Consider the following 22,091-nt stretch of genomic DNA (forward strand, 5'->3'; position numbering starts at 1 on the left):
CCGCCGCCCCCGCTGCTGTGGCCTCAGTAGTCAAGGCCCCAATCCACCGTGATGAGTTTTGCTGCAAGGTCTACCTTGAGCACCACTTGCGCCACAAACGGCAGCAGGCGTTCTACCTTGTCATCACGGGCCACGAGCACATCATTGGCGCCCGTTTCGAACAACCGGTCGACCACGCCCAGGCTTTCACCCTGCGTATTGACGACGGCCAGACCGATCAGATCGGCCCAGTAGTATTCATCGTCTTCGGCAGCCGGCATCAGACTGCGCGGTACAGCCACCAGCGCACCTTTCAGTGCAGCGGCGATATCGCGGTCATTAATGCCTTCAAGTTGCGCAGCCAGTTTTTTGGGCTGCACATTGCCTTCGACCAATGTATACGGCTTGAACGCGCCGTCACGTCCGATCCACCACGTTTTGTAGTCGAACAGACTGTCGGCATATTCGGTATCCGCAACCACGTTGATCCAGCCGCGAATACCAAAAGCCCCGCTGATGTAACCCATCACCACCAGATCATCTGGTGTGGCAATGGATTGCGATTGCGGGGCCGTCGGTTTGATGCCAGCCATGAAGCTCAGGCAGCAGCCGGCTTGTAGCCTTTGAGCAGGCGAGCCACGGTGTCGCTGACTTGTGCGCCAACGCCAACCCAGTGGTTCACGCGGTCCAGCTTGAAGCGGACGCCTTCAGCGCCTTCTTTAGCGGACGGGTCATAGAAACCAACGCGCTCGATGAAACGGCCATCGCGACGGTTGCGCGAATCGGTCACCACGACGTTGTAGAACGGACGGTCTTTGGCGCCGCCACGGGAAAGACGAATCACAACCATGATTTGATACCCAGTTTGAAATCGGTTTACGCGAAACCAGCGAGTGTATCTGAAAAGTCAAGGCTTTACAAACCACTGCCGGCAATAAATCTGAATGCCGTTGCATTCATGGGCCGCAGGGCCCGGGTTTTACATACCGGGCAACATGCCCTTCATACCGCGCATGAGCTTCATCATGCCGCCCTTGCTGAACTGCTTCATCATCTTCTGCGTTTCTTCAAACTGCTTCAGAAGACGGTTTACTTCTTGCACCGACACCCCCGCGCCCTGCGCAATGCGGCGTTTACGGCTGGCCTTGATCAGTTCGGGCTTGCGGCGCTCCAGCGCGGTCATCGAATTGATAATGCCTTCGATGCGCGTCACGGCTTTATCGGTGACCTGATTATTGGCCATTTCGCTAAGCTGGCCCGGCAGCTTGTCGAGCAACGCGCCCATGCCGCCCATTTTTTTCATCTGGCCGATCTGGGCTTTAAAGTCTTCAAGATCAAAGCCCTTGCCGGACTTGACCTTCTTCATCATCTGCAGCGCTTCTTGCTCGTTGACGCTCTTTTGCACGTCTTCGATCAGCGACAGCACATCACCCATGCCCAGAATCCGGCTGGCCATCCGGTCGGGGTGGAACGGCTCAAGGCCGGTGAGCTTTTCGCCCACGCCAATAAACTTGATCGGCTTGCCGGTGACCTGGCGCACCGACAGCGCCGCGCCACCACGCGAATCACCATCAAGCTTGGTCAGGATCACGCCGGTCAGCGGCAGCGTTTCGCTAAACGCGCGCGCCACATTCACCGCATCCTGGCCCTGCATCGCATCCACAACAAACAGTGTTTCGACCGGGTTGATGGCGGCGTGCACGGCCTTGATTTCGGCCATCATCGCTTCGTCAATGGCCAGGCGACCCGCCGTATCGACAATCAGTACATCGTGAAAATGCCTACGCGCGTAATCCAGTGCGGCCAGTGCGATATCGACCGGCTTTTGGGTGACGTCAGACGGAAACCATTCCACGTCGATCTGCGCCGCCAGCGTTTTAAGCTGTTCAATAGCAGCCGGGCGATATACGTCGCCCGACACCAGCAGCACTTTCTTTTTGTTCTCTTCTTTAAGACGCTTGGCCAGCTTGCCCGACGTGGTGGTTTTACCTGCGCCCTGCAAACCCGCCATCAGCACCACGGCGGGCGGTACGGCGGCCAGATTGAGCGCATCGTTTTGCGCGCCCATCAGCTTGGTCAGTTCTTCATACACCACGCCAATAAAGGCCTGCCCTGGGGTCAGGCTGCCGACCACTTCCTGGCCCATGCCGCGCGTCTTGACGTCGGCAATAAACTGTTTGACCACGGGCAACGCCACGTCGGCCTCCAGCAACGCCATGCGCACTTCGCGCAGGGCATCCTGAATATTGTCTTCGCTCAGGCGGGCCTGGCCGCGCAGTGTTTTGACAACACTACTCAAACGGTTGGATAAGTTATCCAGCATAAAAACTTTCCCTGCCGGGCTCGCTGCGCGAGTCGGCTCTGTTAGACTGTGAATCCCGCAATTCTAACCGATTTAGCCCCCGTGTCCTGGCTCGCTTTGATCGCTCTGTTCTTGTACCTGGCACTTGGCTGGCATTTCTGCCGCACGCGCCTGGCTGGCCGCGGCACTGTGCACGCGGGGATTGAACACGGGCTTTTGTTGCTGGCACTGGCGTTGCACGGCTTTGCATTGTGGCCCGCGCTGGCGGTGCCGCCCTTGCATTTTGGCGCAGGCGAAGCATTGTCGGTGACGGCCTGGCTGGCCTTGCTGATCTACCTGGTGGGTCATCTGGCGTTCCAGCTCGAAGGTATGGAGCCGCCGGTACTGGCGCTGGCCGTGATACTGCTGGGCGCCTCGATTTTGCTGCCGCCCGGTCACGCGCTGACCTACCCGCAAAACGGTGTGTCGCGTTTGCATTTTCTGACCGCGATGCTGGCCTATGGCCTGTTCGCCAACGCGTCCGGCGTTGCCTTGCTGATGCGCCTGGCCGACAAGCGCCTGCATCACGCCACCGCCAGTTTGTTAGTGCAGAAACTGCCACCGTTGTTGGCGCTGGAACGCTTGTTGTTTGCCTGCGTCTGGGTCGGTTTTTTGCTGTTGACCGTGGCCTTGATTACTGGCGCCACCTTCAGCGAAGAAATCTTCGGCAAGGCACTCGAATTCAATCACAAAATTGTGTTTTCGATTGCCGCGTGGCTGGTGTTTGGCGGCTTGCTGATCGGCCGCAAAGTGCGCGGCTGGCGCGGTCTGGTGGCCACCCGCTGGACGTTGTTCGGCTTTATTCTGCTGCTGTTTGGCTATATCGGCACTCGCCTGGTGCTGGACGTCATTCTGCATCGCGCGGGCGCATAACCAGGTCGTTTGCCTGAAAGTGACGATGGCGCGGGCTGTTATACTCAGGCCATTGCCATTTCCGGATTGCCGCCTTGGACGACATCCCCCTGAGCGAACTGATCATAGCCCTGGTCGTTTGCCTGCTTTCTTCCGCTTTCTTCTCCGCTTCTGAAACCGCCATGATGGCGGTCAACCGCTTCCGCCTGAATGCCCGCGTGCAGCAAGGCCATCGCGGCGCCATTCGCACCCGCGGCTTGCTGGACCACACCGACCGCCTGCTGGGCGTTATCCTGCTGGGCAATACGCTGATCAACACCGCCTCGGCCGCGCTTTCCACCGTGATCACCGCGCGCATGTTTGGCACCAATCAATATGCACTGCCGATTGCCACGCTGATTGTGGCGTTTGCGATTCTGGTGATTTCCGAAGCCACGCCCAAAGTGCTGGCCGCCAATTACGCCGATAAAGCCGCGGTTGCCTTCAGCTATCCGCTGGCGGTATTGCAAAAGGTGTTTTATCCGGCGGTGTGGTTTATCAATCTGTTTGTAAATGGCTTTTTAAAGCTGACCCGGCTCTCTGGCAAAGGCCATGAGCACACGCCATTAAGCCCGGAAGAATTGCGTTTGCTGGTGCTCGAATCCGGCCGCTTTATGGAAAAGAAACACCAGACCATCCTGCTTAATCTGTTTGAGCTGGCCAATATCACGGTCGATGACGTCATGACGCCGCGCCACCATATTGAAGCACTGGATCTGGGTGCACATGCTGAAGAATTGCGCCGCCAGCTGTATACCTGCCACCACACCCGCCTGCCGGTGTACGACGATAATCCCGACAATATGGTGGGCATTCTGCATACGCGCAAAGCGTTGTCTTTGCGCGAAGAAGAAGTCGATGGCGAAACCATCCGCACGCTGATCCGCCCGCCGTATTTCATTCCGTCCGGCACACCGCTATTTACCCAGCTGCAAAATTTTCAGGAAAACCGCCGCCGTATTGGCCTGGTGGTGGATGAATATGGCGAATTGGCCGGCCTGGTCACGCTGGAAGATATTCTTGAGCAAATCATCGGTGAATTCACCACCAATGCCCCCAATGCGGCATCGCGTTATGAGCCGCAAGCCGATGGCAGCTATTTGCTGGATGGCGCCAGCAGCCTGCGCGAGCTGAATCGCAAGCTCAAGCTGGGTTTCCCGCTGACCGGCCCCAAAACACTGAATGGTTTGATCCTCGAATATTTTGAGGATATCCCCGACGCCGGCACCTGCCTGACCATCGCGGGCGAGCGGCTCGAAGTCGTGCAAACGCAAGACCGCAGCGTCAAGGTCATCCGCTTGTATCCGCACGTAGCCAGCCGCACCGGCTGAGCTGTGGCAAATCGCCGCCTGGCGGTGTGCGCCCCTGCAACGGCTTGCCGCAGAATATGTCCCAGCGAGTAATCACTTTTGCTAGACTGCGGTGAACACGGGGGCCCCGCGGCCCTTCCTCTCGTTGTCTTGACCTGGCCTGGTTGAATCCTTAACGAATCTATGTCTACTGCTACCGTTCCCATTTCGGGCCTTGCGCGGCTGCTGGTGCAGCATGGACGCCTGGCCGAAGCCGACGCCGAAGCGCTGCAAAGTGCGGGCAGCGATGGTCGCACCAGCTTCATCGAACGCCTGCTCTCCAGCAAAAAACTGACGGCCAAAGACGTTGCCGAGTTCAGCTCGCAAGCGTTTGGCTATCCTTTGCTTGATCTGGACCAGATCGATTCCAGCTACATCCCGCCCAATGTGCTGGACGCCAAGCTGATGCAGGCGCAGCGCATCGTGCCGCTATTCAAGCGCGGCACGCGGCTGTTTATCGGTATTTCCGACATCACCAACATGCAGGCCGTTGAAGAAGTTCGCTTCAAGACGGGCCAGCAGGTTGAGCCGATTGTTGTTGAAGACAACAAGCTGCTGGTGCTGATGAACAAGCTGGTGGAGGCCACCGGTAGCAATCTGCGTGATCTGACCGTTAGCGAAGCCGATCTTGATATCAGCGGCGGCGACGACAATTCGCAAGAAGAAGCGGTCAACGTCGAAGTCGACGACGCCCCGGTGGTTAAATATATCCAGAAGATTTTGCTGGATGCCATTAACGCCGGCGCATCGGATATCCACTTTGAGCCGTACGAAAAGTTTTATCGCATTCGCTATCGTCAGGATGGCGTATTGCGTGAAATTGCCCAACCGCCGTTGGCGATCAAGGAAAAGATCGCTTCGCGGATCAAGGTGATTTCAAAGCTCGATATTTCGGAAAAGCGCGTACCGCAAGATGGCCGGATGAAACTGGTGTTGTCAAAAAGCCGCGCCATTGATTTCCGGGTCTCCACGCTACCTACGCTGCATGGCGAGAAGATTTGTATCCGGATTCTGGATCCAACGTCCGCCACGCTGGGTATTGATGCACTGGGTTATGACCCCGATCAGAAAGAATTGCTGCTGGCGGCCATTGGCCGTCCGTATGGCATGGTGCTGGTGACGGGTCCGACCGGCTCGGGTAAGACCGTGTCGCTGTATACCTGCCTGAACATCCTGAACCAGCCCGGCACCAATATTTCGACGGCGGAAGATCCAGCCGAAATCAACTTGCCTGGCGTAAACCAGGTCAACGTTAACGAGAAAGCGGGCCTGACCTTTGCCGTCGCCCTCAAGGCGTTCCTGCGGCAGGATCCTGACGTGATCATGGTCGGTGAAATCCGTGATCTGGAAACCGCCGACATCGCGATCAAGGCGGCGCAAACCGGTCACATGGTGTTCTCCACCTTGCACACCAACGATGCGCCGACCACGCTGACGCGGATGATGAACATGGGTGTATTGCCATTCAACATTGCGTCTTCGGTGATCATGATTACTGCGCAGCGGCTGGCGCGTCGCTTGTGCGCACATTGCAAACAACCCGCCGATATCCCGCACGAAGCACTGCGCAGCGCCGGCTTTAAAGAAGAAGAACTGGACGGCAGCTGGGTCACTTATCGCCCCGTAGGTTGCGATCAGTGTAAGGACACAGGCTATAAAGGCCGGCTGGGTATCTACCAGGTGATGCCGATTTCAGACGAAATGAACCGGATCATCATGAAAAACGGTACGGCTATCGATATTGCGGACCAGGCACGTCTCGAAGGCGTGCGTGATCTGCGACAATCCGGGTTGATCAAGGTACGCCAGGGTTTGACCTCGCTGGAAGAAATCCTGGCCGTGACCAACGAATAACCGGACACCGGTTTCCTATAACGCCGCGCGCCTTTGCCGCGTGCGGCGACACAGTGTTTCCAGGGAGAGCAGCGCATCATGGCCACAGCAGCAAAAGCGGCCCCGGTCAAGGTCAAGGAATTTACCTATGCCTGGGAGGGCAAAGACCGGAATGGCAAGATCGTCAAAGGCGAAATGCGCGCCAGCGGCGAAGCGGTTCTAAAAACCCATTTGCGGCGTCAGGGCGTAAACGTGTTGCGCGTGAAGCAACAACGTATGCGCGGCGGCAAGCGGATTACCGATGAAGATCTGACCATGTTTACCCGGCAACTGGCCACCATGCTCAAATCGGGCGTGCCGTTGTTGCTGGCTTTCGATATCGTCGCCAAAGGCCATAGCAATCCGTCGGTCACCAAATTGCTGCTGGATATCAAATCGGATATCGAATCGGGCTCATCGCTGACGCAGGCATTCCGCAAGCATCCCAAGCATTTCGATACGCTGTATTGCAACCTGATTCAGGCCGGTGAGCAGGCCGGTATTCTGGATACATTGCTGGCCCGTCTGGCTTTGTATAAAGAAAAAATGCTCAGCGTTAAAAAGAAGATCAAATCGGCAATGTTTTACCCGACCGCCGTGATCGTGGCCGCATTTGTTATTACGGCCGTGATCATGATCTTTGTGATTCCCGCATTCAAAAGCCTGTTCTCCAGCTTTGGAGCCGATTTGCCGGGCCCCACGTTGCTGGTGATGGCGATTTCGGATTTCTTTGTTTCGTATTGGTGGGCCATTTTTGGCGGCATCTTTGGCGGGTTCTGGGCGTTTATGAAAGCCTGGCGGCGTTCCGAGGCCATGCAGATTGCCATCGACCGCTTTGTGCTCAAGCTGCCGGTATTGGGCGAGATCATGCGTAATTCGGTGATCGCACGCTGGAGCCGTACGCTGGCGACGATGTTTGCCGCCGGTGTGCCGCTGGTGGAATCGTTGGAATCGGTGGGGGGCGCGGCCGGCAACTATGTCTATCGCCTGGCCACACGCCGCATCCAGCAAGAAGTGAGCACCGGTACCAGCCTGACCATCTCGATGCAGAACGCCAATGTGTTTCCCAATATGGTGATGCAGATGGTCTCGATTGGTGAAGAATCGGGTTCGCTGGACGCCATGCTGGGCAAAGTGGCCGACTATTACGAGGAAGAGGTCGACAACGCGGTAGAGGCGCTGTCCAGCCTGATGGAGCCGATCATCATGGTGGTGTTGGGTACGCTGATTGGCGGCCTGGTGGTGGCGATGTATCTGCCGATTTTCAAGATGGGCGAGGCTGTGGGTTAATGAACCAGCTTGTCTTCGTGTTTCAACAAAGCCCGCTGGTTTTCAGCGGGTTTTTGTTGGTGCTGGGTTTGCTGGTGGGTAGTTTCCTCAACGTGGTCATCCACCGGCTGCCCATCATGATCGAGCGCCAGTATCGCCAGGAATGCGCCGAACTGGATCGCCCGGACGATTTTGTCGAGCCGATGCCGCCGCGTCCGCGCTACAACCTGGTATTGCCGCGCTCCGGCTGTCCGCACTGCGGCCATATGATCACCGAGCTGGAAAATATTCCGCTATTCAGTTGGCTGGCATTGCGCGGCAAATGCAGTGAATGCAGGGCGCCGATCAGCGTGCGCTACCCGCTGGTGGAACTCATCACCGGCTTGATGACTGCGGTTGTTGGTTGGCACTTCGGTTTTGGCATGACAGCTGCAGGCGGCGTGGTGCTGACGTGGGCGTTGATCGCACTGTTCTTTATCGATGCCGACACCTTTTTACTGCCCGATTCCATCACCTTGCCGCTGGTGTGGCTGGGACTGCTGTTCAATCTGGATGGCCATTTTGTTCCATTGACATCCGCGGTGCTGGGGGCGGTGGTGGGCTATCTGATGCTCTGGAGCGTCAACCACGTTTACCGGTTGGTGCGCGGCCACGACGGTATGGGCTACGGCGACTTTAAATTGCTGGCGGCGCTGGGCGCATGGTTTGGCTGGCAAAGCATTCCTGCGATTGTGCTGTTTGCCTCGGTCGCTGGCGTTATCATCGGCGGCTATACGCTGTGGGCGCGATATCGCGGTTTTGGCCGGGAGTTTCCGTTTGGGCCATACCTGGCGGTGGCGGGCTGGCTGACGCTGTTGTGGGGCAATCGGGTGCAGGACTTTATCTTCGGCCTGAGCTGATCCAGCGCCCCACCGCGCTCGCGCTGCCGTTACAATCGCCCCACTGAAGCAACGGCAGCGTGGAGCGCAGATGAAGGTGTTCGGACTCACCGGTGGCGCGGGCAGCGGCAAATCGGCAGTGGCGGCGCTGCTGCAGCAATATGGCGCGGCTATCATCGATACCGATGTGCTGGCCCATCAATTATCCACGCCCCCTTCTGCCGCGCTCGACGCCATCGCCACGCAATTTGGCGTGCAGTTTATTACCGTTAGCGGCGAAATGGATCGCGCCGCCATGCGCGATCTGGTCCTCGCCGATCCGGCAGCGCGCGCCCGCCTTGAAGCCATTTTTCATCCCCTGATATTGCAAGCCGCCCGGCAACAGTTGCTGGCATTGCCGCCGGAACTCTCCTATGCAGTATTAGTCGTACCGTTGCTGTTTGAAACGGCGCAATTTATTGATCTGATCGATCTGGCGATTGTGGTCGATTGCCCCGAAACCCTGCAACGCCAACGTCTGCGATTGCGCCCTGGCCTTACCGAAACCCGGATTAACCAATTACTCGCAGCGCAATGTTCGCGCGCTGCACGATTGGCCCGCGCCGATATCGTGATCGACAATTCAGGCGATCTGCTACAACTTGAGTTGGCGGTTAAGCAATTACATGCACGATTAACCGCGTATTCGGGCACCATTGCGCAGCCTTGATTAGCGTTATATGAAGTGGATTGCGGCCTGCAGATTACGGGCCGGTACGCAGCTTGATTCAAACTCTTACCCCAATCCGGAAAGGCAAACTTACTAATGGGTTTTCAAACCACCTGCCTTGCTGCAGAATTGCACATCTTTGCCTGCAAACGGCCTCACGTACCGTGATTAGCTACGAATTCCCCATCAACGAGCGCATCCGCACCCTGCTGCGGCTGGAAGACCTGTATGACCGCACCGCTGTGCTCGCAGCGCGCGATCATGCACTCGACCACCATATGGCGCTGACCGGGCTGTTCGAGATCATGGAAGTGGCCAGCCGCGCCGATCTTAAATCGGATTTGCTGCAGGAACTCGAACGCCAACGCCAGGCATTGGCCGCGCTACGCCACAATCCGCATATTTCCGAAGACGCGCTGGAACGTATTCTTGCCGATATCGAAGATACGCACGGGCAATTACTGCAAATGACGGGCAAAGTGGGCCAATATTTGCGGGAAAACGAATGGCTGATGGCCATCAAACAACGGATGGCGATTCCGGGCGGCGCCTGCGAATTTGATTTGCCGTCTTATCATTTCTGGCAACAACAAGCGCCCGATCGCCGTAAAGCGGATCTGGATCGTTGGTTATCGCCATTGATGCCGATACGCCAGGGCATTTCAATTGTGCTGCGTTTGCTGCGTGATTCGGCCAAGGTGTCGCATTTTACGGCGCGGCAAGGGGCTTTCCAGCAGATGTCCGGCGGCAAAACCATCCAGATGTTGCGCGTGACATTACCGACTGATTTGCCAGTGGTGCCGGAATTGTCGGCTAACCGCTATGCCATCAATATCCGCTTTATCCAGCCCTCCACGTCGGGCGAGCGCACCCGCCTGGTGGAAGCCGATATTGAATTTGCGCTCAGCTACTGCAATCTATAACGCCATGACTGAACGCCTCGTAGCCTGCCCCATTTGCGGCAAACAAACCGCCTTCGCACCGTCCAACCCGCATCGACCGTTCTGCAGCGCGCGCTGCCGCGCGATCGATCTGGGCCAGTGGGCCAGCGAAGGTTACAAGGTTCCTGCCAACGACAACACGCCCGATGAGGGCGATTATCCGCACGACTGAGCCGCGCCAGCACGTCATCTGCTGTTCAAATATTTGTCATGGTCTAGTCATCGTTGACGCTTACCTTCTGCGATTATTCGAGGAGGAAAACAACGATGCTTCAAGTACAAAGCAATCCGGCCAAAGCCCCCCGCCGTCAACTCTCTGTCGCACTGGCCCGGTCTGAGGATCACGTGCGCGCCGCACAGGCCCTGCGCTACCGCATTTTTGCCGAAGAAATGGGTGCGCGCATCGTTACTCGCGAACTCGGCCTCGATCAGGATCTGTTTGACGCCTGGTGCGACCATCTGCTGGTGATCGATGACCAGACCGGCGACGTGGTGGGCACCTACCGCATCCTCGCACCACATCAAGCCCAGAAACTGGGCAGCTATTACTCCGACACTGAATTCGATCTGACCCGCCTGCAACATCTGCGCCCGCAGCTGGTGGAAATCGGCCGCTCTTGCGTGCACCCCGATTACCGCACCGGCGCGACGATTACGCTGCTGTGGAGCGGCCTGGCGGCCTATATGCGCGAGCGCAATTACAACTACCTGGCAGGCTGTGCCAGCGTGTCGCTGGTGGACGGTGGCCACACTGCGGCCAGCCTGTACCGCAAGCTGACCGAGACCGCGCTGGCCCCAGTCGAATATCGCGTATTTCCGCGATGCCCACTGCCTTTGCAGGCGCTGGACCAGAAACTGGACACCGAAGTGCCCGCGCTGATCAAAGGCTATCTGCGCGCCGGCGCCCAAGTATGCGGCATGCCGGCCTGGGATCCAGACTTCAATACCGCGGATTTTTTTATGCTGCTGTCGATGAACAACGTCGATCAGCGCTATGCCCGCCACTTTCTGCGATAAACGTCTAGCCACATTGTGCACGCGGATACCGCAATTGCTTACGGCCTGAGGCCTACCCTCTGGCGGTATCCTCCCGTCTCCGATTGACGACAGTCAGTAATATGACCATTTATCGCAGTCGCGGTAAGCGGCTACACTGATTTCTGATTCTTTCAGAAACCGCGCCCACGCCGGCCGTTACAGACTGCGCCCCGACCCCATGATTGTATTTCGCAATGCATTGAGATTTAGCCGCCTGCTACGATTTGGCCTGCATCTGGTGTATGGCCTGTCGCTGGCGGCTTTGCGCTTTGGCAAGCTGGACCAGGCGGAGCGCGTGATCTACATCCAGCGCTGGTCTAACCAGTTGACGCGCATACTGGGCATTCAGGTGCGCGTGCAAGGCGTGGCGCCTGGCACTTATCCGCCCAACCATCTGTTGCTGTCCAACCACATCTCGTGGCTGGATATCTTTGTGTTGAACGCGGTGACGGTGTCGCGCTTTGTCGCTAAATCCGAGATTGAGCAATGGCCGCTGGTGGGCCGGTTGTGCGGCTATACGGGGACGTTGTTTATCCAACGCGAAAAAAAACGCGATGCGGCGCGCGTTAACAATGCCATGGTCGAGGCACTGCAGGCGCGACATTGCCTGGCGGTGTTTCCCGAAGGTACGACCTCGGACGGCTCGAATATCCTGCCGTTTCGTTCTTCGCTGCTACAGGCCGCCCTGGAAAGCCGCGCAACCATTCAACCGGTTTATCTGCGCTACACCGACGCTAGCGGCAAGCTGACCCACTCCCCCGCCTATATCAACGACATTTCGATCGTTAAATCGCTGTGGCAGATTCTGGGCGAACGCGAGATGCGCGCCGAGATCAACTTTCTGGCGCCGTTTCCCGCGCAAGATGTGGATCGACGCAGCCTGACTCAGATGGTGGAAGCACGCATCGTGGCCGCACACAAAGCGCTTAACCACGGCGAAGGCGACTTTGATAGCCTGTGCATGCCGCATGCTGCGGGGACCTGCGGCGTGCGCGATACTGCGGGCTGCCCGCAGCACCACATCGCCGCCTGAAGGCACTTGCGCGCCTGAACCTACGGCAGCCCGCTTAGCCGGCCTCAATGGCTTGATAGCTGCGCAGCGCAGGCTGCTGATAGACCTCGCCGCTATCAATATTAATGGCAGTGAGCTGGCCACCCCAGATGCAGCCGGTGTCAGTGGCCCACACGTTATCCAGCATCTTGAGACCCAACGCCGACCAGTGCCCGATCAATGCCTTGGGCGCGCTCTTGCGCTCCGGCGCTTCATACCAGGGATACAAGCCTGCAGGCGCGGTCTCTACCTCGCCTTTGAACTTGAGCTGCAGGTTGAAATCCTTATCGACAAAGCGCATGCGCGTGCAGGCATTGACCGTAAAGCGTAGCTTGTCGATCCTGGACCTGGCTTCGTCCCAATGCGCCGGTTGGTTGCCATACATTTGCTCGAGAAAGCTCTTCCAGTCGTCGCCGCGCAAAACGGCCTCGACCGCAGCGGCCTGTTCCATAGCGCGGGATTTGGTCCAGCCTGGCCAGATGCCTGCATGCACCACGACCGCAATATCCAGATCTATCATCAGCGGCTGAAAACGCAGCCAATCGCAGAAGGCAGCGCATTGCGGATGTGCCAGGATGGCATCTAGCGTATCGCCAGGCTTGCGTTTGGAAATCCCCGCCGCCACTGCCAGCAAATGCAGATCGTGGTTACCCAGAACGGTTTGCACACTGTCCGAGTGGGTGGTAACCCAACGCAAAACCTCCAGCGACTTGGGACCGCGGTTGACCAGGTCGCCGACAAAATAAATACGGTCGCGTGTCGGGTCAAATTGCAGCGTCGCAAGCAACAAATCGAGTTCGTCGAAGCAACCTTGTACATCACCAATCACATATCGTGCCATGCTGATCCTGTCGGGCTACGCGACTGCTTCGTGGGCAGTCGCCGAAATAACGTACTTGTGGGAGCTTGGAAAATGTCAGACCAGAAATCCATCGCCAACTGGACCGCCAGGCTAACGGGGATCGATCTGCCGGTGCTGGAGTATACGCTGGCCGAAATTGCGGCGTTGCGCGATAAACTTGACGATGTCAGCTATCACCACCTGGCCGATCTGATCCACAAGGACCCACTGCTGACGGTACGAGTGCTGCGCTATCAACAGGCCCACCGCGCCAGCCATCAGACGCGCGACGTGGTCACTGTTGACCGCATCTTGTTAATGATAGGTACGCGCGGCTTTGTTCGCGAGTTTGGTCGGGCAATGCCATTGCAACAAGGGGTTGCCGGCAAACCACGTGCACTCGAGGGCGCCACTGCGGCGCTGGAACGTGCAGCCTTTGCCGCGCGGTTGGCCAAAGCCTTTAGCGAGCGCCGCTTTGATATCGACCCCCAGGAAGTGATCACCGCGGCGCTGTTGCACAACCTTGCCGAGACACTGCTATGGATTGCCGCCCCGACCGAGGCGGCCAAGATAGAGCAAGCTCTGGTCGAACATCCTGGCCTACGAAGCCAGCAGGCGCAGCTGGAAGTGCTGGGCTGCACGCTGGCCGATCTGCAGAACGAGATTGCGAAGGCGTGGCATCTGCCGGCGCTGCTTCAGCATCTCATGGACCAGCAATACGCGGCTGAACCGCGAGTACGCACGGTACACCTCGCCACCGCCCTCGCGCGCCATCTTGGGCACGGCTGGTTAGATCCCGCATTGCCCGATGACTACAGTGGCGTCGCGGAATTAATCAATCTATCCGAAGAATCGGCCTATGCGTTGGTGCTGCATGTGGCAGTAAAAGCCGCGCGGAACTGGCGCATCTACGGTGCGGCGCCAGCGGCCGCCACGCGCCCGCTGGAACACGCGGACAAAAAATAAGGGCTGGCACGAATGCCAGCCCTTATAGGGACGTCAAGTCATCGCCGCTTATTCAGCGTCAACGGCCTCAACATCATCCGGACGATCCACCAGTTCGACTAGTGCCATCGGAGCGTTGTCGCCCTGACGGAAGCCGCACTTCAGGATACGCAGGTAACCACCGTTACGGGTCGCGTAACGCGGCCCGAGGATGTCAAACAGCTTGACCACGATCTCGCGATCGCGAGTGCGGTCAAATGCCAGACGGCGGTTAGCCAGGCTCGGTGCCTTACCCAGGGTAATCAGCGGCTCCGCAACGCGGCGCAGCTCTTTTGCCTTGGGCAGGGTAGTCTTGATAACTTCATGACGCAGCAGCGCATTCGCCAGGTTGCGCAGCAGCGCCTGACGATGTGACGACGTACGGTTCAGTTTACGATTGGCAAGACGGTGACGCATTTGTCAATTCCTTTCCGTTGACCGCTCAGGGCTTTTCCAAGCCGACCGGAGGCCAGTTTTCGAGGCGCATGCCCAGGCTCAAACCCTTGGAGGCCAGCACTTCCTTGATTTCGTTCAAGGATTTGCGACCCAGATTCGGCGCCTTCAACAGTTCTGTTTCGGTGCGCTGGATCAGGTCCCCGATGTAATAAATGTTTTCAGCCTTCAGGCAGTTGGCCGAACGCACGGTAAGCTCGAGGTCGTCCACCGGACGCAGCAGGATCGGATCGATCTGCGGCGCAGTCGGCTTCTCTTCTTCAACCGGTGTGCCTTCCAGGTCCGCAAATACAGACAGCTGGTCAACCAGAATACGCGCCGCCTGGCGGACCGCGTCTTCCGGCGTCAACACGCCATTGGTTTCGATATCGAGAATCAGACGGTCCAGGTCAGTACGCTGTTCAACGCGCGCACTTTCCACCGCATAGCTTACGCGGCGAATCGGGCTGAACGAGGCATCCAGCTGGATAGTACCGATGCTACGGCTTTCTTCACGACCCAGACGAGCTGGCGCCGGTTGATAGCCGCGGCCCTTTTCCACCTTGACTTCCATGTTCAGCTTGCCACCCGCAGACAGGTGAGCAATGACGTGGTCGGGGTTAACCACTTCCACGTCATGCGGCACCTGGATATCAGCGGCGGTAACCAGCCCTTCGCCTTCCTTCGAGAGCGTCAGCGTCACGGCATCGCGGCCGTGCAGCTTCAGAACGACGCCCTTCAGATTCAGAAGGATATCGACCACGTCTTCCTGGACGCCATCCAGCGCCGAGTATTCATGGACGATACCTTCGATCTTGACTTCGGTCGGCGCGTAGCCAGGCATCGAAGACAGCAGGATGCGGCGCAGGGCGTTACCGAGGGTATGGCCATAACCGCGCTCGAACGGCTCCATAACCACTCGCGCTTGCGCGCTGGTTTGGGCCTGCACGTCGATGATGCGCGGCTTGAGCAACTCATTAGCGAGGTTTTGCATATATTCAGTATCCCTTAGCCTTACCGGGGCTGGTTATCACTTGGAGTAGAATTCCACGACCAGCGATTCATTGATGTCGCTGGACAGATCGGAACGCTCCGGCATGTTCTTGAAGACACCTTCCATCTTCTTCGAATCTACCTGCACCCAACCCGGGAAACCAATGCCTTCTGCCAGAGCGAGCGCTTCTTGCACACGCGCTTGCTTCTTGGCCTTCTCGCGAACGGCTACCACATCACCGGCTTTCACCTGGAACGACGGAATGTTCACCACGCCGTTGTTCACGACGATAGCTTTGTGGGAAACCAGCTGACGGGCTTCGGCACGGGTAGATGCATAACCCATGCGATACACCACGTTGTCCAGACGCGTTTCAAGGATCTTCAACAGGTTTTCACCGGTCGAGCCCTTGCGACGGCTGGCTTGTTCAAAATAACGACGGAACTGACGTTCCAGAACGCCGTAGATACGACGGATCTTCTGCTTCTCGCGCAGGTGGACGCCATAATCAGAGAGGCGAGGCGTCTTAGCGCCATGCTGGCCTGGGGCTTGTTCCAGCTTGCACTTGCTGTCGAGCGAGCGACGAGCGCTCTTGAGGAAAAGATCCGTACCTTCACGGCGTGCAAGTTTGCACTTGGGTCCAATATAACGAGCCATGACTTACTCCGGGATTAGATACGACGCTTCTTCGGGGGACGGCAGCCGTTGTGCGGCACTGGAGTCACATCCGAGATGCTGGTGATCTTGAAACCGAGAGCGTTGAGCGCGCGTACAGCGGACTCACGACCCGGGCCCGGGCCCTTGATGCGAACTTCGAGGTTCTTTACACCATATTCCTGGGCAACTTTACCAGCGTGCTCTGCCGCAACCTGTGCAGCAAAGGGTGTACTTTTCCGAGAGCCTTTAAAACCAGCACCGCCCGAGGTAGCCCAGGAGAGAGCATTGCCTTGGCGATCAGTGATGGTCACGATCGTGTTATTGAAGGACGCATGAACATGCGCAATACCTTCAGACACGCTCTTTTTGACTTTCTTACGCACACGCACTGTGTTTGCTTTAGCCATTCTAAAATCCTTTAGTTACTGCCTGCCGGTGATTACTTCTTACCGGCGATTGCCTTGCGCGGACCCTTACGAGTGCGAGCATTCGTACGAGTACGTTGACCACGCACCGGCAGACCTTTGCGGTGACGGAAGCCACGATAGCAACCAAGGTCCATCAGACGCTTGATGCTCATGGTAACTTCACGGCGCAAATCGCCTTCGACGGTGTACTTGCCAACTTCGTCGCGCAGTTTGTCGAGTTCAGCATCGCTGAGATCTTTGACCTTCTTGGTCGGCTCGATCGCAGACGCCGCGCAGACTGCATATGCGCGGGTGCGGCCGATACCGTAGATCGCTTGAAGGCCGATCACAGTGTGCTGGTGATTAGGGACGTTAACCCCAGCAATACGGGCCATACTTCTTACCCCAGGTAAAAAAGTTGCAGATTATAACGCTAAAAGCCGATTGCCTCAATCAGCCTTGGCGTTGCTTATGCCGCGGGTCGGTGCAGATCACGCGCACAACACGGTTGCGGCGAATGATTTTGCAGTTGCGGCAAATTTTCTTGACCGATGCTTGAACTCTCATCGTCTGTCCTTCCTGTCAAAATGAAATTCCGGGACCAATGCCCGGAACACGATGTAGTGCCTGGCGAACTGCTTTCCGGCGAGCCGTCCAGCAATTCATCAAGCTCCACATGTCCGATTTCGAGTGATTTTGAAGTGTGTCGAACTGACTACTTCTCAATGATCTCGACCTGCACAAGCGGCGGCCACTTGCGTCGCCACCGCCGTGTTAATCAGGTAAGTACTCAGGCCGCGCCCTTGAAATTGGCTTTCTTGAGCAGGCTTTCATATTGATGCGACATCACGTAGGACTGCATTTGTGCCATGAAGTCCATCGTCACGACCACCAGAATCAACAGCGAGGTACCACCAAAGTAGAACGGCACGTTCCACTTCAGAATCAGGAACTCGGGAATCAGGCAGATAACGGTAATGTAAATCGCACCGATCAAGGTTAACTTGAGAATCAGCTTCTCGATGTAACGCGCAGTATGTTCGCCGGGGCGATAGCCCGGGATCATCGCACCGCTCTTCTTCAGGTTATCCGCGGTTTCCTTGGGATTGAAAACCAGCGCCGTATAGAAGTAGCAGAAGAAAATGATCGCAGCAGCATACAGGATTACATACAGCGGCTGACCCGGGTGCAGCATGTCACCAATCGATTTGAGCCACGAGAATCGAGCGTTGTTACCGGTCCACGACAGTACCGTGGCAGGGAACAAAATGATCGACGAAGCAAAAATCGGCGGAATCACACCAGCCATATTGATCTTGAGCGGCAAATGCGTACTTTGCGCTTGCATGACGCGATTACCGACCTGGCGCTTGGCGTAGTTCACCGGCACTTTACGTTGCCCACGTTCTACAAATACAACCGCTGCGGTCAGCAGGATCACACCAACAAACAGACCCAATACCAGCAACACCGGCAGACCCTGGCTAGCCAGCGTCAGCGTTTTGCCGATTGCAGAGGGCACACCCGCCGCAATACCTGCACAGATCAGGATCGAAATACCATTACCCAAGCCCCGCTCCGTAATCTGCTCGCCCAGCCACATGAGGAACATCGTACCCGTGACCAGGGTGACCACGGCCACGAACACGAATTGCGCATACGGCAGAACAACCAGATTCGGCTGCTTGTACAGCATTGAGGCAATACCGAAGCTTTGCAGGGAGGCCAGGATGACCGTCGCATAACGCGTGTACTGCGTAATCTTGCGACGACCAGCCTCACCTTCTTTCTTCAGCTGCTTCAACTGGGGCAACACTTCGGCGGCCAACTGCAAAATAATGGACGACGAAATGTAGGGCATGATCCCGATGGCAAACACGGTGAAGCGCGACAAGGCGCCACCCGAGAACATGTTGAACATGTTCAGCAGGCCCGTTTGCGAGGACTCGAACAACCGAGCCAACTCGCCCGGATTGATCCCTGGTACGGGGATGTGCGCACCGATACGGTACACAATCAACGCCCCTACCATGAACCAGATCCGTTTCTTCAGATCTGCAAACTTACTCGCAGAACCAGCCAGAGCGGGATTCGCCACGTTTCAGCCTCTCAGCAATTACTCAGCGATGCTGCCGCCAGCCGCTTCAATAGCAGCGCGGGCACCCTTGGTCGCAGCGATGCCTTTCAGCGTCACAGCTTTTTCGATCGAGCCAGACAGAACCACTTTGGCGCCCAGAGACAGATGGGACACCAGACCGGCTTGCTTCAGAACCAGCAAATCAACTTCAGCGACCGGCAGTTTCTGTAGCGCGCCAAGGGTGACTTCAGCAGTACGGCCAGCGGTCAGCGAGGTAAAACCACGCTTCGGCAGACGACGTGCCAGCGGCATTTGACCGCCTTCAAAGCCAACCTTGTGGAAGCCACCAGCGCGGGACTTTTGACCCTTGTGGCCGCGACCCGCGGTTTTGCCCAGACCGGAGCCGATACCACGACCCACGCGACGCTTGGCGTGCTTGGAGCCGGCAGCAGGTTTCAGGTTATTCAGTTCCATTTAGCCCTCCACCTTCAGCAGGTAGCTGATCTTGTTGATCATGCCGCGGTTTTCCGGAGTATCGATCACTTCGGCGACGCTGTTGGTCTTACGCAGACCAAGACCACGGGCGCATGCCTTGTGGCTTTCCAGACGGCCGATCAGGCTTTTAACCAGCTTGACCTTTACAGTTTTGGCGTTAGTCATTCCGCCACCCCCAGGATATCTTCAACGGTCAAGCCGCGCTTGGCAGCAATGTCCGAAGCCGTGTGCAGCTTGGCCAGACCGTCCAGCGTGGCGCGAACCACGTTGTACGGGTTGGTCGAGCCATGGCACTTGGCGGTGATGTTGTGCACGCCCATTACTTCAAACACTGCACGCATCGGGCCGCCGGCGATAATACCGGTACCTTCAGGTGCAGGCTGCATGAAGACGGTAGTCGCGCCATGCTTACCGATCACGGTATGCGGCACGGTACCGTTCTTGAGCGGCGCCTTGAACATCTTGCGACGCGCTTCGTCCAGACCTTTTTGTACAGCAACCGGCACTTCTTTGGACTTACCCTTGCCCATGCCGATGCCACCATCGCCATCACCAACTACGGTCAGTGCGGCGAAACCGAGGATACGACCACCCTTGACGACTTTGGTTACGCGATTAACGCTAACCATCTTCTCGCGAAGGCCGTCCGTGCGATCTTCCACTTCGTTCTTAGCCATTTATATAACTCCAGACTCAATTAGAAGACGAGGCCGCCTTCGCGTGCCGCATCCGCCAGCGCTTTCACGCGGCCATGGTATTTGAAGCCGGAGCGATCAAATGCCACATTCTGGATACCGGCAGCTTTAGCCTTCTCAGCGATGCGCTTGCCAATCGCGGTAGCAGCTTCAACGCTGGAACCGTGCTTGACTGCGGTGCGAACTTCAGCTTCAAGCGAAGACGCAGACGCGAGCACCTTGCCACCCGTTTCATCAATGATCTGGGCGTAGATGTGGCTGTTGGTACGATGCACCGACAGGCGCACCACCTTGAGCTCCGCAATCTTGGCACGGGTTTTACGTGCACGGCGGAGTCGAGTTTCGTTCTTGTCCATGATTCAGCCTCGATTACTTCTTCTTGGTTTCTTTGAGCGTCACCACTTCATCCGAGTAACGCACGCCCTTGCCCTTGTAGGGTTCCGGAGCGCGGTAAGCGCGGATATCAGCAGCAACCTGGCCAACGGCTTGCTTGTCAGCACCCTTCAGAACGATCTCGGTCTGAGTGGGGGTAGCAACCGTCACACCAGCCGGCATCTTGTGCACGACCGGGTGAGAGAAACCCAGAGTCAGGTTCAGGGATTCGCCCTGAGCCTGCGCACGGTAACCCACGCCAACCAGGGTCAGCTTGCGCTCGAAGCCCTTGGAAACGCCGGTAACCATGTTGTTGACCAGAGCACGCAACGTACCGGACATGGCACGTGCATCCTTGCTTTCGCCAGTGGCAGCGAACACAACAGCGTTGTCTTCGACCTTGACGTCCACATTGCCGGTCAGCGGCTGAGTGAGGGTACCTTGCGGGCCCTTCACCTGGATTTCAGTGGCGCTGAGCTTAACTTCTACGCCGGACGGGATAGCGACCGGATTTTTTGCTACGCGAGACATTATTTCACCTCATCAAGCAACGAAACACAGAAGCTCGCCACCAACACCGTTGGCACGCGCTTTGCGATCGGTCATCACACCCTTGGACGTCGACAGAATCGCCACGCCAAGCCCGTTCATTACCTTCGGAATATCATCCGAGCCTTTGTATACACGCAGACCAGGCTTCGAAACGCGGTCGATGCGTTCGATTACCGGACGGCCAGCGTAGTACTTCAGCTCGATCGTCAATTCACGTTTGATTTCGCCTGCGACGCTGAACGACTCGACATAGCCTTCGTCTTTCAGAACCTGAGCGATTGCCACCTTCAGCTTGGAAGAGGGCATGGTCACCGAAGCTTTGTTCGCACGCTGGGCGTTACGAACACGAGTCAGCATATCGGCGATAGGATCATGCATTGCCATATTTCTTCTCCGCCTCCGGTTACCAGCTTGCCTTGACCATGCCAGGGATTTCGCCCTTCATGGCCAGCTCGCGCAGTTTGTTACGTGCCAGACCGAACTTGCGGAACGTGCCGCGCGGACGACCGGTCAGGGAACAACGATTGCGCACGCGAGACGGGCTGGCGTTACGCGGCAGTTGTTGAAACTTCAGACGCGCTGCAAAGCGGTCTTCTTCGCTGGCATTAACATCGTTGATGATCGACAGCAGCTGTGCACGCTTGGCTGCGAACTTCTCGACGGTAACGCGGCGCTTTTCCTCACGATTGATCAATGAGCGTTTTGCCATGATGTTCGCCTCAATTCTTGAACGGGAACTTGAAGGCGGCCAGCAGCGCGCGCGCTTCATCGTCGGTCTTCGCAGTCGTGGTGATGGTAATGTTCATACCACGCAGAGCGTCGATCTTGTCGTACTCGATTTCCGGGAAGATGATCTGTTCTTTAACGCCCATGTTGTAGTTGCCACGGCCATCAAAGGACTTGCCACTCACGCCACGGAAGTCACGTACACGCGGCAGCGCAACGGAAACCAGACGATCCAGGAATTCGTACATACGTTCGCGACGCAGGGTAACCTTGCAGCCAACCGGGTAACCGTCACGAATCTTGAAACCAGCGATGGACTTCTTGGCTTTGGTCACAACGGCCTTTTGACCGGTGATCGCTTCCATGTCGCCAACGGCGTGTTCCATCACTTTCTTGTCAGCCACCGCTTCGCCGACACCCATGTTCACGGTGATCTTTTCGATGCGCGGTACTTCCATCACGGATTTGTAACCGAACTGTTCAACCAGTTGCGGTACAACTTTCTCTTGGTAAAACTCTTGCAGACGAGACATTTATGCGA

Annotated in this window: 30 protein-coding genes; 11 read left to right on the forward strand and 19 right to left on the reverse strand. The window is 57.1% G+C overall.

Features of this window, described 5'->3' with window-relative positions; genetic code table 11:
- Nucleotides 1-23 precede the first annotated feature (23 nt).
- The 3 genes from rimM to ffh form a co-directional block, all read right to left on the reverse strand.
- On the reverse strand, nt 24-572 hold the full coding sequence (rimM, locus tag WG78_RS21725) for a ribosome maturation factor RimM (RefSeq protein ID WP_083459535.1): 549 nt from the start codon (nt 570-572) through the stop codon (nt 24-26).
- 5 nt (nt 573-577) lie between these two features.
- On the reverse strand, nt 578-829 hold the full coding sequence (gene rpsP, locus WG78_RS21730; protein ID WP_053939940.1) for a 30S ribosomal protein S16: 252 nt from the start codon (nt 827-829) through the stop codon (nt 578-580).
- 129 nt (nt 830-958) lie between these two features.
- Nucleotides 959-2,302: a signal recognition particle protein gene (gene ffh / locus WG78_RS21735; protein WP_053939941.1), complete on the reverse strand. Its 1,344-nt coding sequence runs from the start codon at nt 2,300-2,302 to the stop codon at nt 959-961.
- A gap of 81 nt (nt 2,303-2,383) precedes the next feature.
- Here ffh and WG78_RS21740 point away from each other — a divergent pair, with 81 nt between their 5' ends.
- From WG78_RS21740 to WG78_RS21785, 10 genes are all read left to right on the forward strand, one after another.
- On the forward strand, nt 2,384-3,193 hold the full coding sequence (locus WG78_RS21740; protein WP_161805182.1) for a cytochrome C assembly family protein: 810 nt from the start codon (nt 2,384-2,386) through the stop codon (nt 3,191-3,193).
- 74 nt (nt 3,194-3,267) lie between these two features.
- Nucleotides 3,268-4,542 (forward strand): HlyC/CorC family transporter, encoded by a 1,275-nt coding sequence (locus tag WG78_RS21745; RefSeq protein ID WP_053939943.1) that lies wholly within the window; start codon nt 3,268-3,270, stop codon nt 4,540-4,542.
- A gap of 162 nt (nt 4,543-4,704) precedes the next feature.
- Nucleotides 4,705-6,414, forward strand: coding sequence for a type IV-A pilus assembly ATPase PilB (gene pilB, locus WG78_RS21750; protein ID WP_053939944.1), 1,710 nt, complete (start codon nt 4,705-4,707; stop codon nt 6,412-6,414).
- 78 nt (nt 6,415-6,492) lie between these two features.
- The gene (locus tag WG78_RS21755) at nt 6,493-7,722 is read left to right on the forward strand and encodes a type II secretion system F family protein (RefSeq protein WP_053939945.1); all 1,230 of its coding nucleotides are present in this window, start codon (nt 6,493-6,495) and stop codon (nt 7,720-7,722) included.
- Nucleotides 7,722-8,600 (forward strand): prepilin peptidase, encoded by an 879-nt coding sequence (locus WG78_RS21760; protein WP_053939946.1) that lies wholly within the window; start codon nt 7,722-7,724, stop codon nt 8,598-8,600. Before WG78_RS21755 ends, WG78_RS21760 begins: the two co-directional genes overlap by 1 nt.
- 70 nt (nt 8,601-8,670) lie before the next feature.
- On the forward strand, nt 8,671-9,288 hold the full coding sequence (coaE, locus tag WG78_RS21765; protein WP_053939947.1) for a dephospho-CoA kinase: 618 nt from the start codon (nt 8,671-8,673) through the stop codon (nt 9,286-9,288).
- Nucleotides 9,289-9,452: 164 nt separating this feature from the next.
- Nucleotides 9,453-10,211, forward strand: a complete 759-nt coding sequence (gene zapD, locus WG78_RS21770) for a cell division protein ZapD (RefSeq protein ID WP_053939948.1) — start codon at nt 9,453-9,455, stop codon at nt 10,209-10,211.
- A gap of 4 nt (nt 10,212-10,215) precedes the next feature.
- A complete protein-coding gene (locus WG78_RS21775; RefSeq protein ID WP_053939949.1) occupies nt 10,216-10,401 on the forward strand; it encodes a DNA gyrase inhibitor YacG in 186 nt (61 codons plus the stop codon).
- A gap of 95 nt (nt 10,402-10,496) precedes the next feature.
- Nucleotides 10,497-11,246, forward strand: a complete 750-nt coding sequence (locus tag WG78_RS21780; RefSeq protein ID WP_053939950.1) for a GNAT family N-acetyltransferase — start codon at nt 10,497-10,499, stop codon at nt 11,244-11,246.
- A 199-nt stretch (nt 11,247-11,445) separates the two neighbouring features.
- Complete coding sequence (locus WG78_RS21785; protein WP_053939951.1) at nt 11,446-12,300, forward strand: lysophospholipid acyltransferase family protein; 855 nt, start codon at nt 11,446-11,448, stop codon at nt 12,298-12,300.
- Between the two features lie 34 nt (nt 12,301-12,334).
- On the opposite strand, the gene WG78_RS21790 is transcribed toward WG78_RS21785, so the two are convergent.
- Entirely contained in the window at nt 12,335-13,159 is an 825-nt protein-coding gene (locus tag WG78_RS21790; RefSeq protein WP_053939952.1) for a symmetrical bis(5'-nucleosyl)-tetraphosphatase, read from the reverse strand.
- On the opposite strand from WG78_RS21790, the gene WG78_RS21795 reads away from it, so the two are divergent.
- Nucleotides 13,130-14,125 carry an HDOD domain-containing protein gene (locus tag WG78_RS21795; RefSeq protein WP_152969348.1) on the forward strand — a complete coding sequence of 332 codons (996 nt, stop codon included), beginning with the start codon at nt 13,130-13,132 and terminating at the stop codon, nt 14,123-14,125. The genes WG78_RS21790 and WG78_RS21795 overlap by 30 nt on opposite strands.
- Nucleotides 14,126-14,173: 48 nt before the next feature.
- Here WG78_RS21795 and rplQ read toward each other — a convergent pair whose 3' ends face one another.
- The 15 genes from rplQ to rplE all read right to left on the reverse strand — a co-directional run bounded on the left by rplQ (nt 14,174) and on the right by rplE (nt 22,083).
- Nucleotides 14,174-14,560, reverse strand: coding sequence for a 50S ribosomal protein L17 (gene rplQ / locus WG78_RS21800; RefSeq protein WP_053939954.1), 387 nt, complete (start codon nt 14,558-14,560; stop codon nt 14,174-14,176).
- A 25-nt stretch (nt 14,561-14,585) separates the two neighbouring features.
- Nucleotides 14,586-15,569: a DNA-directed RNA polymerase subunit alpha gene (locus WG78_RS21805; protein ID WP_053939955.1), complete on the reverse strand. Its 984-nt coding sequence runs from the start codon at nt 15,567-15,569 to the stop codon at nt 14,586-14,588.
- A 36-nt stretch (nt 15,570-15,605) separates the two neighbouring features.
- Nucleotides 15,606-16,226, reverse strand: coding sequence for a 30S ribosomal protein S4 (gene rpsD / locus WG78_RS21810; protein WP_053939956.1), 621 nt, complete (start codon nt 16,224-16,226; stop codon nt 15,606-15,608).
- A 14-nt stretch (nt 16,227-16,240) separates the two neighbouring features.
- On the reverse strand, nt 16,241-16,633 hold the full coding sequence (rpsK, locus tag WG78_RS21815; protein ID WP_053939957.1) for a 30S ribosomal protein S11: 393 nt from the start codon (nt 16,631-16,633) through the stop codon (nt 16,241-16,243).
- Between the two features lie 32 nt (nt 16,634-16,665).
- Nucleotides 16,666-17,028: a 30S ribosomal protein S13 gene (rpsM, locus tag WG78_RS21820; RefSeq protein WP_053939958.1), complete on the reverse strand. Its 363-nt coding sequence runs from the start codon at nt 17,026-17,028 to the stop codon at nt 16,666-16,668.
- Between the two features lie 58 nt (nt 17,029-17,086).
- Complete coding sequence (rpmJ, locus tag WG78_RS21825) at nt 17,087-17,200, reverse strand: 50S ribosomal protein L36 (RefSeq protein WP_018748524.1); 114 nt, start codon at nt 17,198-17,200, stop codon at nt 17,087-17,089.
- Between the two features lie 223 nt (nt 17,201-17,423).
- Nucleotides 17,424-18,731: a preprotein translocase subunit SecY gene (secY, locus tag WG78_RS21830; RefSeq protein WP_053939959.1), complete on the reverse strand. Its 1,308-nt coding sequence runs from the start codon at nt 18,729-18,731 to the stop codon at nt 17,424-17,426.
- 18 nt (nt 18,732-18,749) lie between these two features.
- Nucleotides 18,750-19,184, reverse strand: a complete 435-nt coding sequence (gene rplO, locus WG78_RS21835; protein ID WP_053939960.1) for a 50S ribosomal protein L15 — start codon at nt 19,182-19,184, stop codon at nt 18,750-18,752.
- Nucleotides 19,185-19,370 (reverse strand): 50S ribosomal protein L30, encoded by a 186-nt coding sequence (gene rpmD / locus WG78_RS21840; RefSeq protein ID WP_053939961.1) that lies wholly within the window; start codon nt 19,368-19,370, stop codon nt 19,185-19,187.
- A complete protein-coding gene (rpsE, locus tag WG78_RS21845; RefSeq protein ID WP_053939962.1) occupies nt 19,367-19,882 on the reverse strand; it encodes a 30S ribosomal protein S5 in 516 nt (171 codons plus the stop codon). Before rpsE ends, rpmD begins: the two co-directional genes overlap by 4 nt.
- Before the next feature lie 20 nt (nt 19,883-19,902).
- Nucleotides 19,903-20,256 carry a 50S ribosomal protein L18 gene (rplR, locus tag WG78_RS21850; protein WP_053939963.1) on the reverse strand — a complete coding sequence of 118 codons (354 nt, stop codon included), beginning with the start codon at nt 20,254-20,256 and terminating at the stop codon, nt 19,903-19,905.
- A 13-nt stretch (nt 20,257-20,269) separates the two neighbouring features.
- The gene (rplF, locus tag WG78_RS21855) at nt 20,270-20,803 is read right to left on the reverse strand and encodes a 50S ribosomal protein L6 (RefSeq protein WP_053939964.1); all 534 of its coding nucleotides are present in this window, start codon (nt 20,801-20,803) and stop codon (nt 20,270-20,272) included.
- A 12-nt stretch (nt 20,804-20,815) separates the two neighbouring features.
- Nucleotides 20,816-21,208: a 30S ribosomal protein S8 gene (gene rpsH / locus WG78_RS21860; RefSeq protein WP_053939965.1), complete on the reverse strand. Its 393-nt coding sequence runs from the start codon at nt 21,206-21,208 to the stop codon at nt 20,816-20,818.
- 19 nt (nt 21,209-21,227) lie between these two features.
- A complete protein-coding gene (gene rpsN, locus WG78_RS21865) occupies nt 21,228-21,533 on the reverse strand; it encodes a 30S ribosomal protein S14 (RefSeq protein WP_053939966.1) in 306 nt (101 codons plus the stop codon).
- 10 nt (nt 21,534-21,543) lie between these two features.
- Nucleotides 21,544-22,083 (reverse strand): 50S ribosomal protein L5, encoded by a 540-nt coding sequence (rplE, locus tag WG78_RS21870; protein WP_053939967.1) that lies wholly within the window; start codon nt 22,081-22,083, stop codon nt 21,544-21,546.
- Between the last annotated feature and the right edge of the window lie 8 nt (nt 22,084-22,091).

It is taken from the genome of Amantichitinum ursilacus, assembly GCF_001294205.1.
Lineage (GTDB): Bacteria > Pseudomonadota > Gammaproteobacteria > Burkholderiales > Chitinibacteraceae > Amantichitinum > Amantichitinum ursilacus.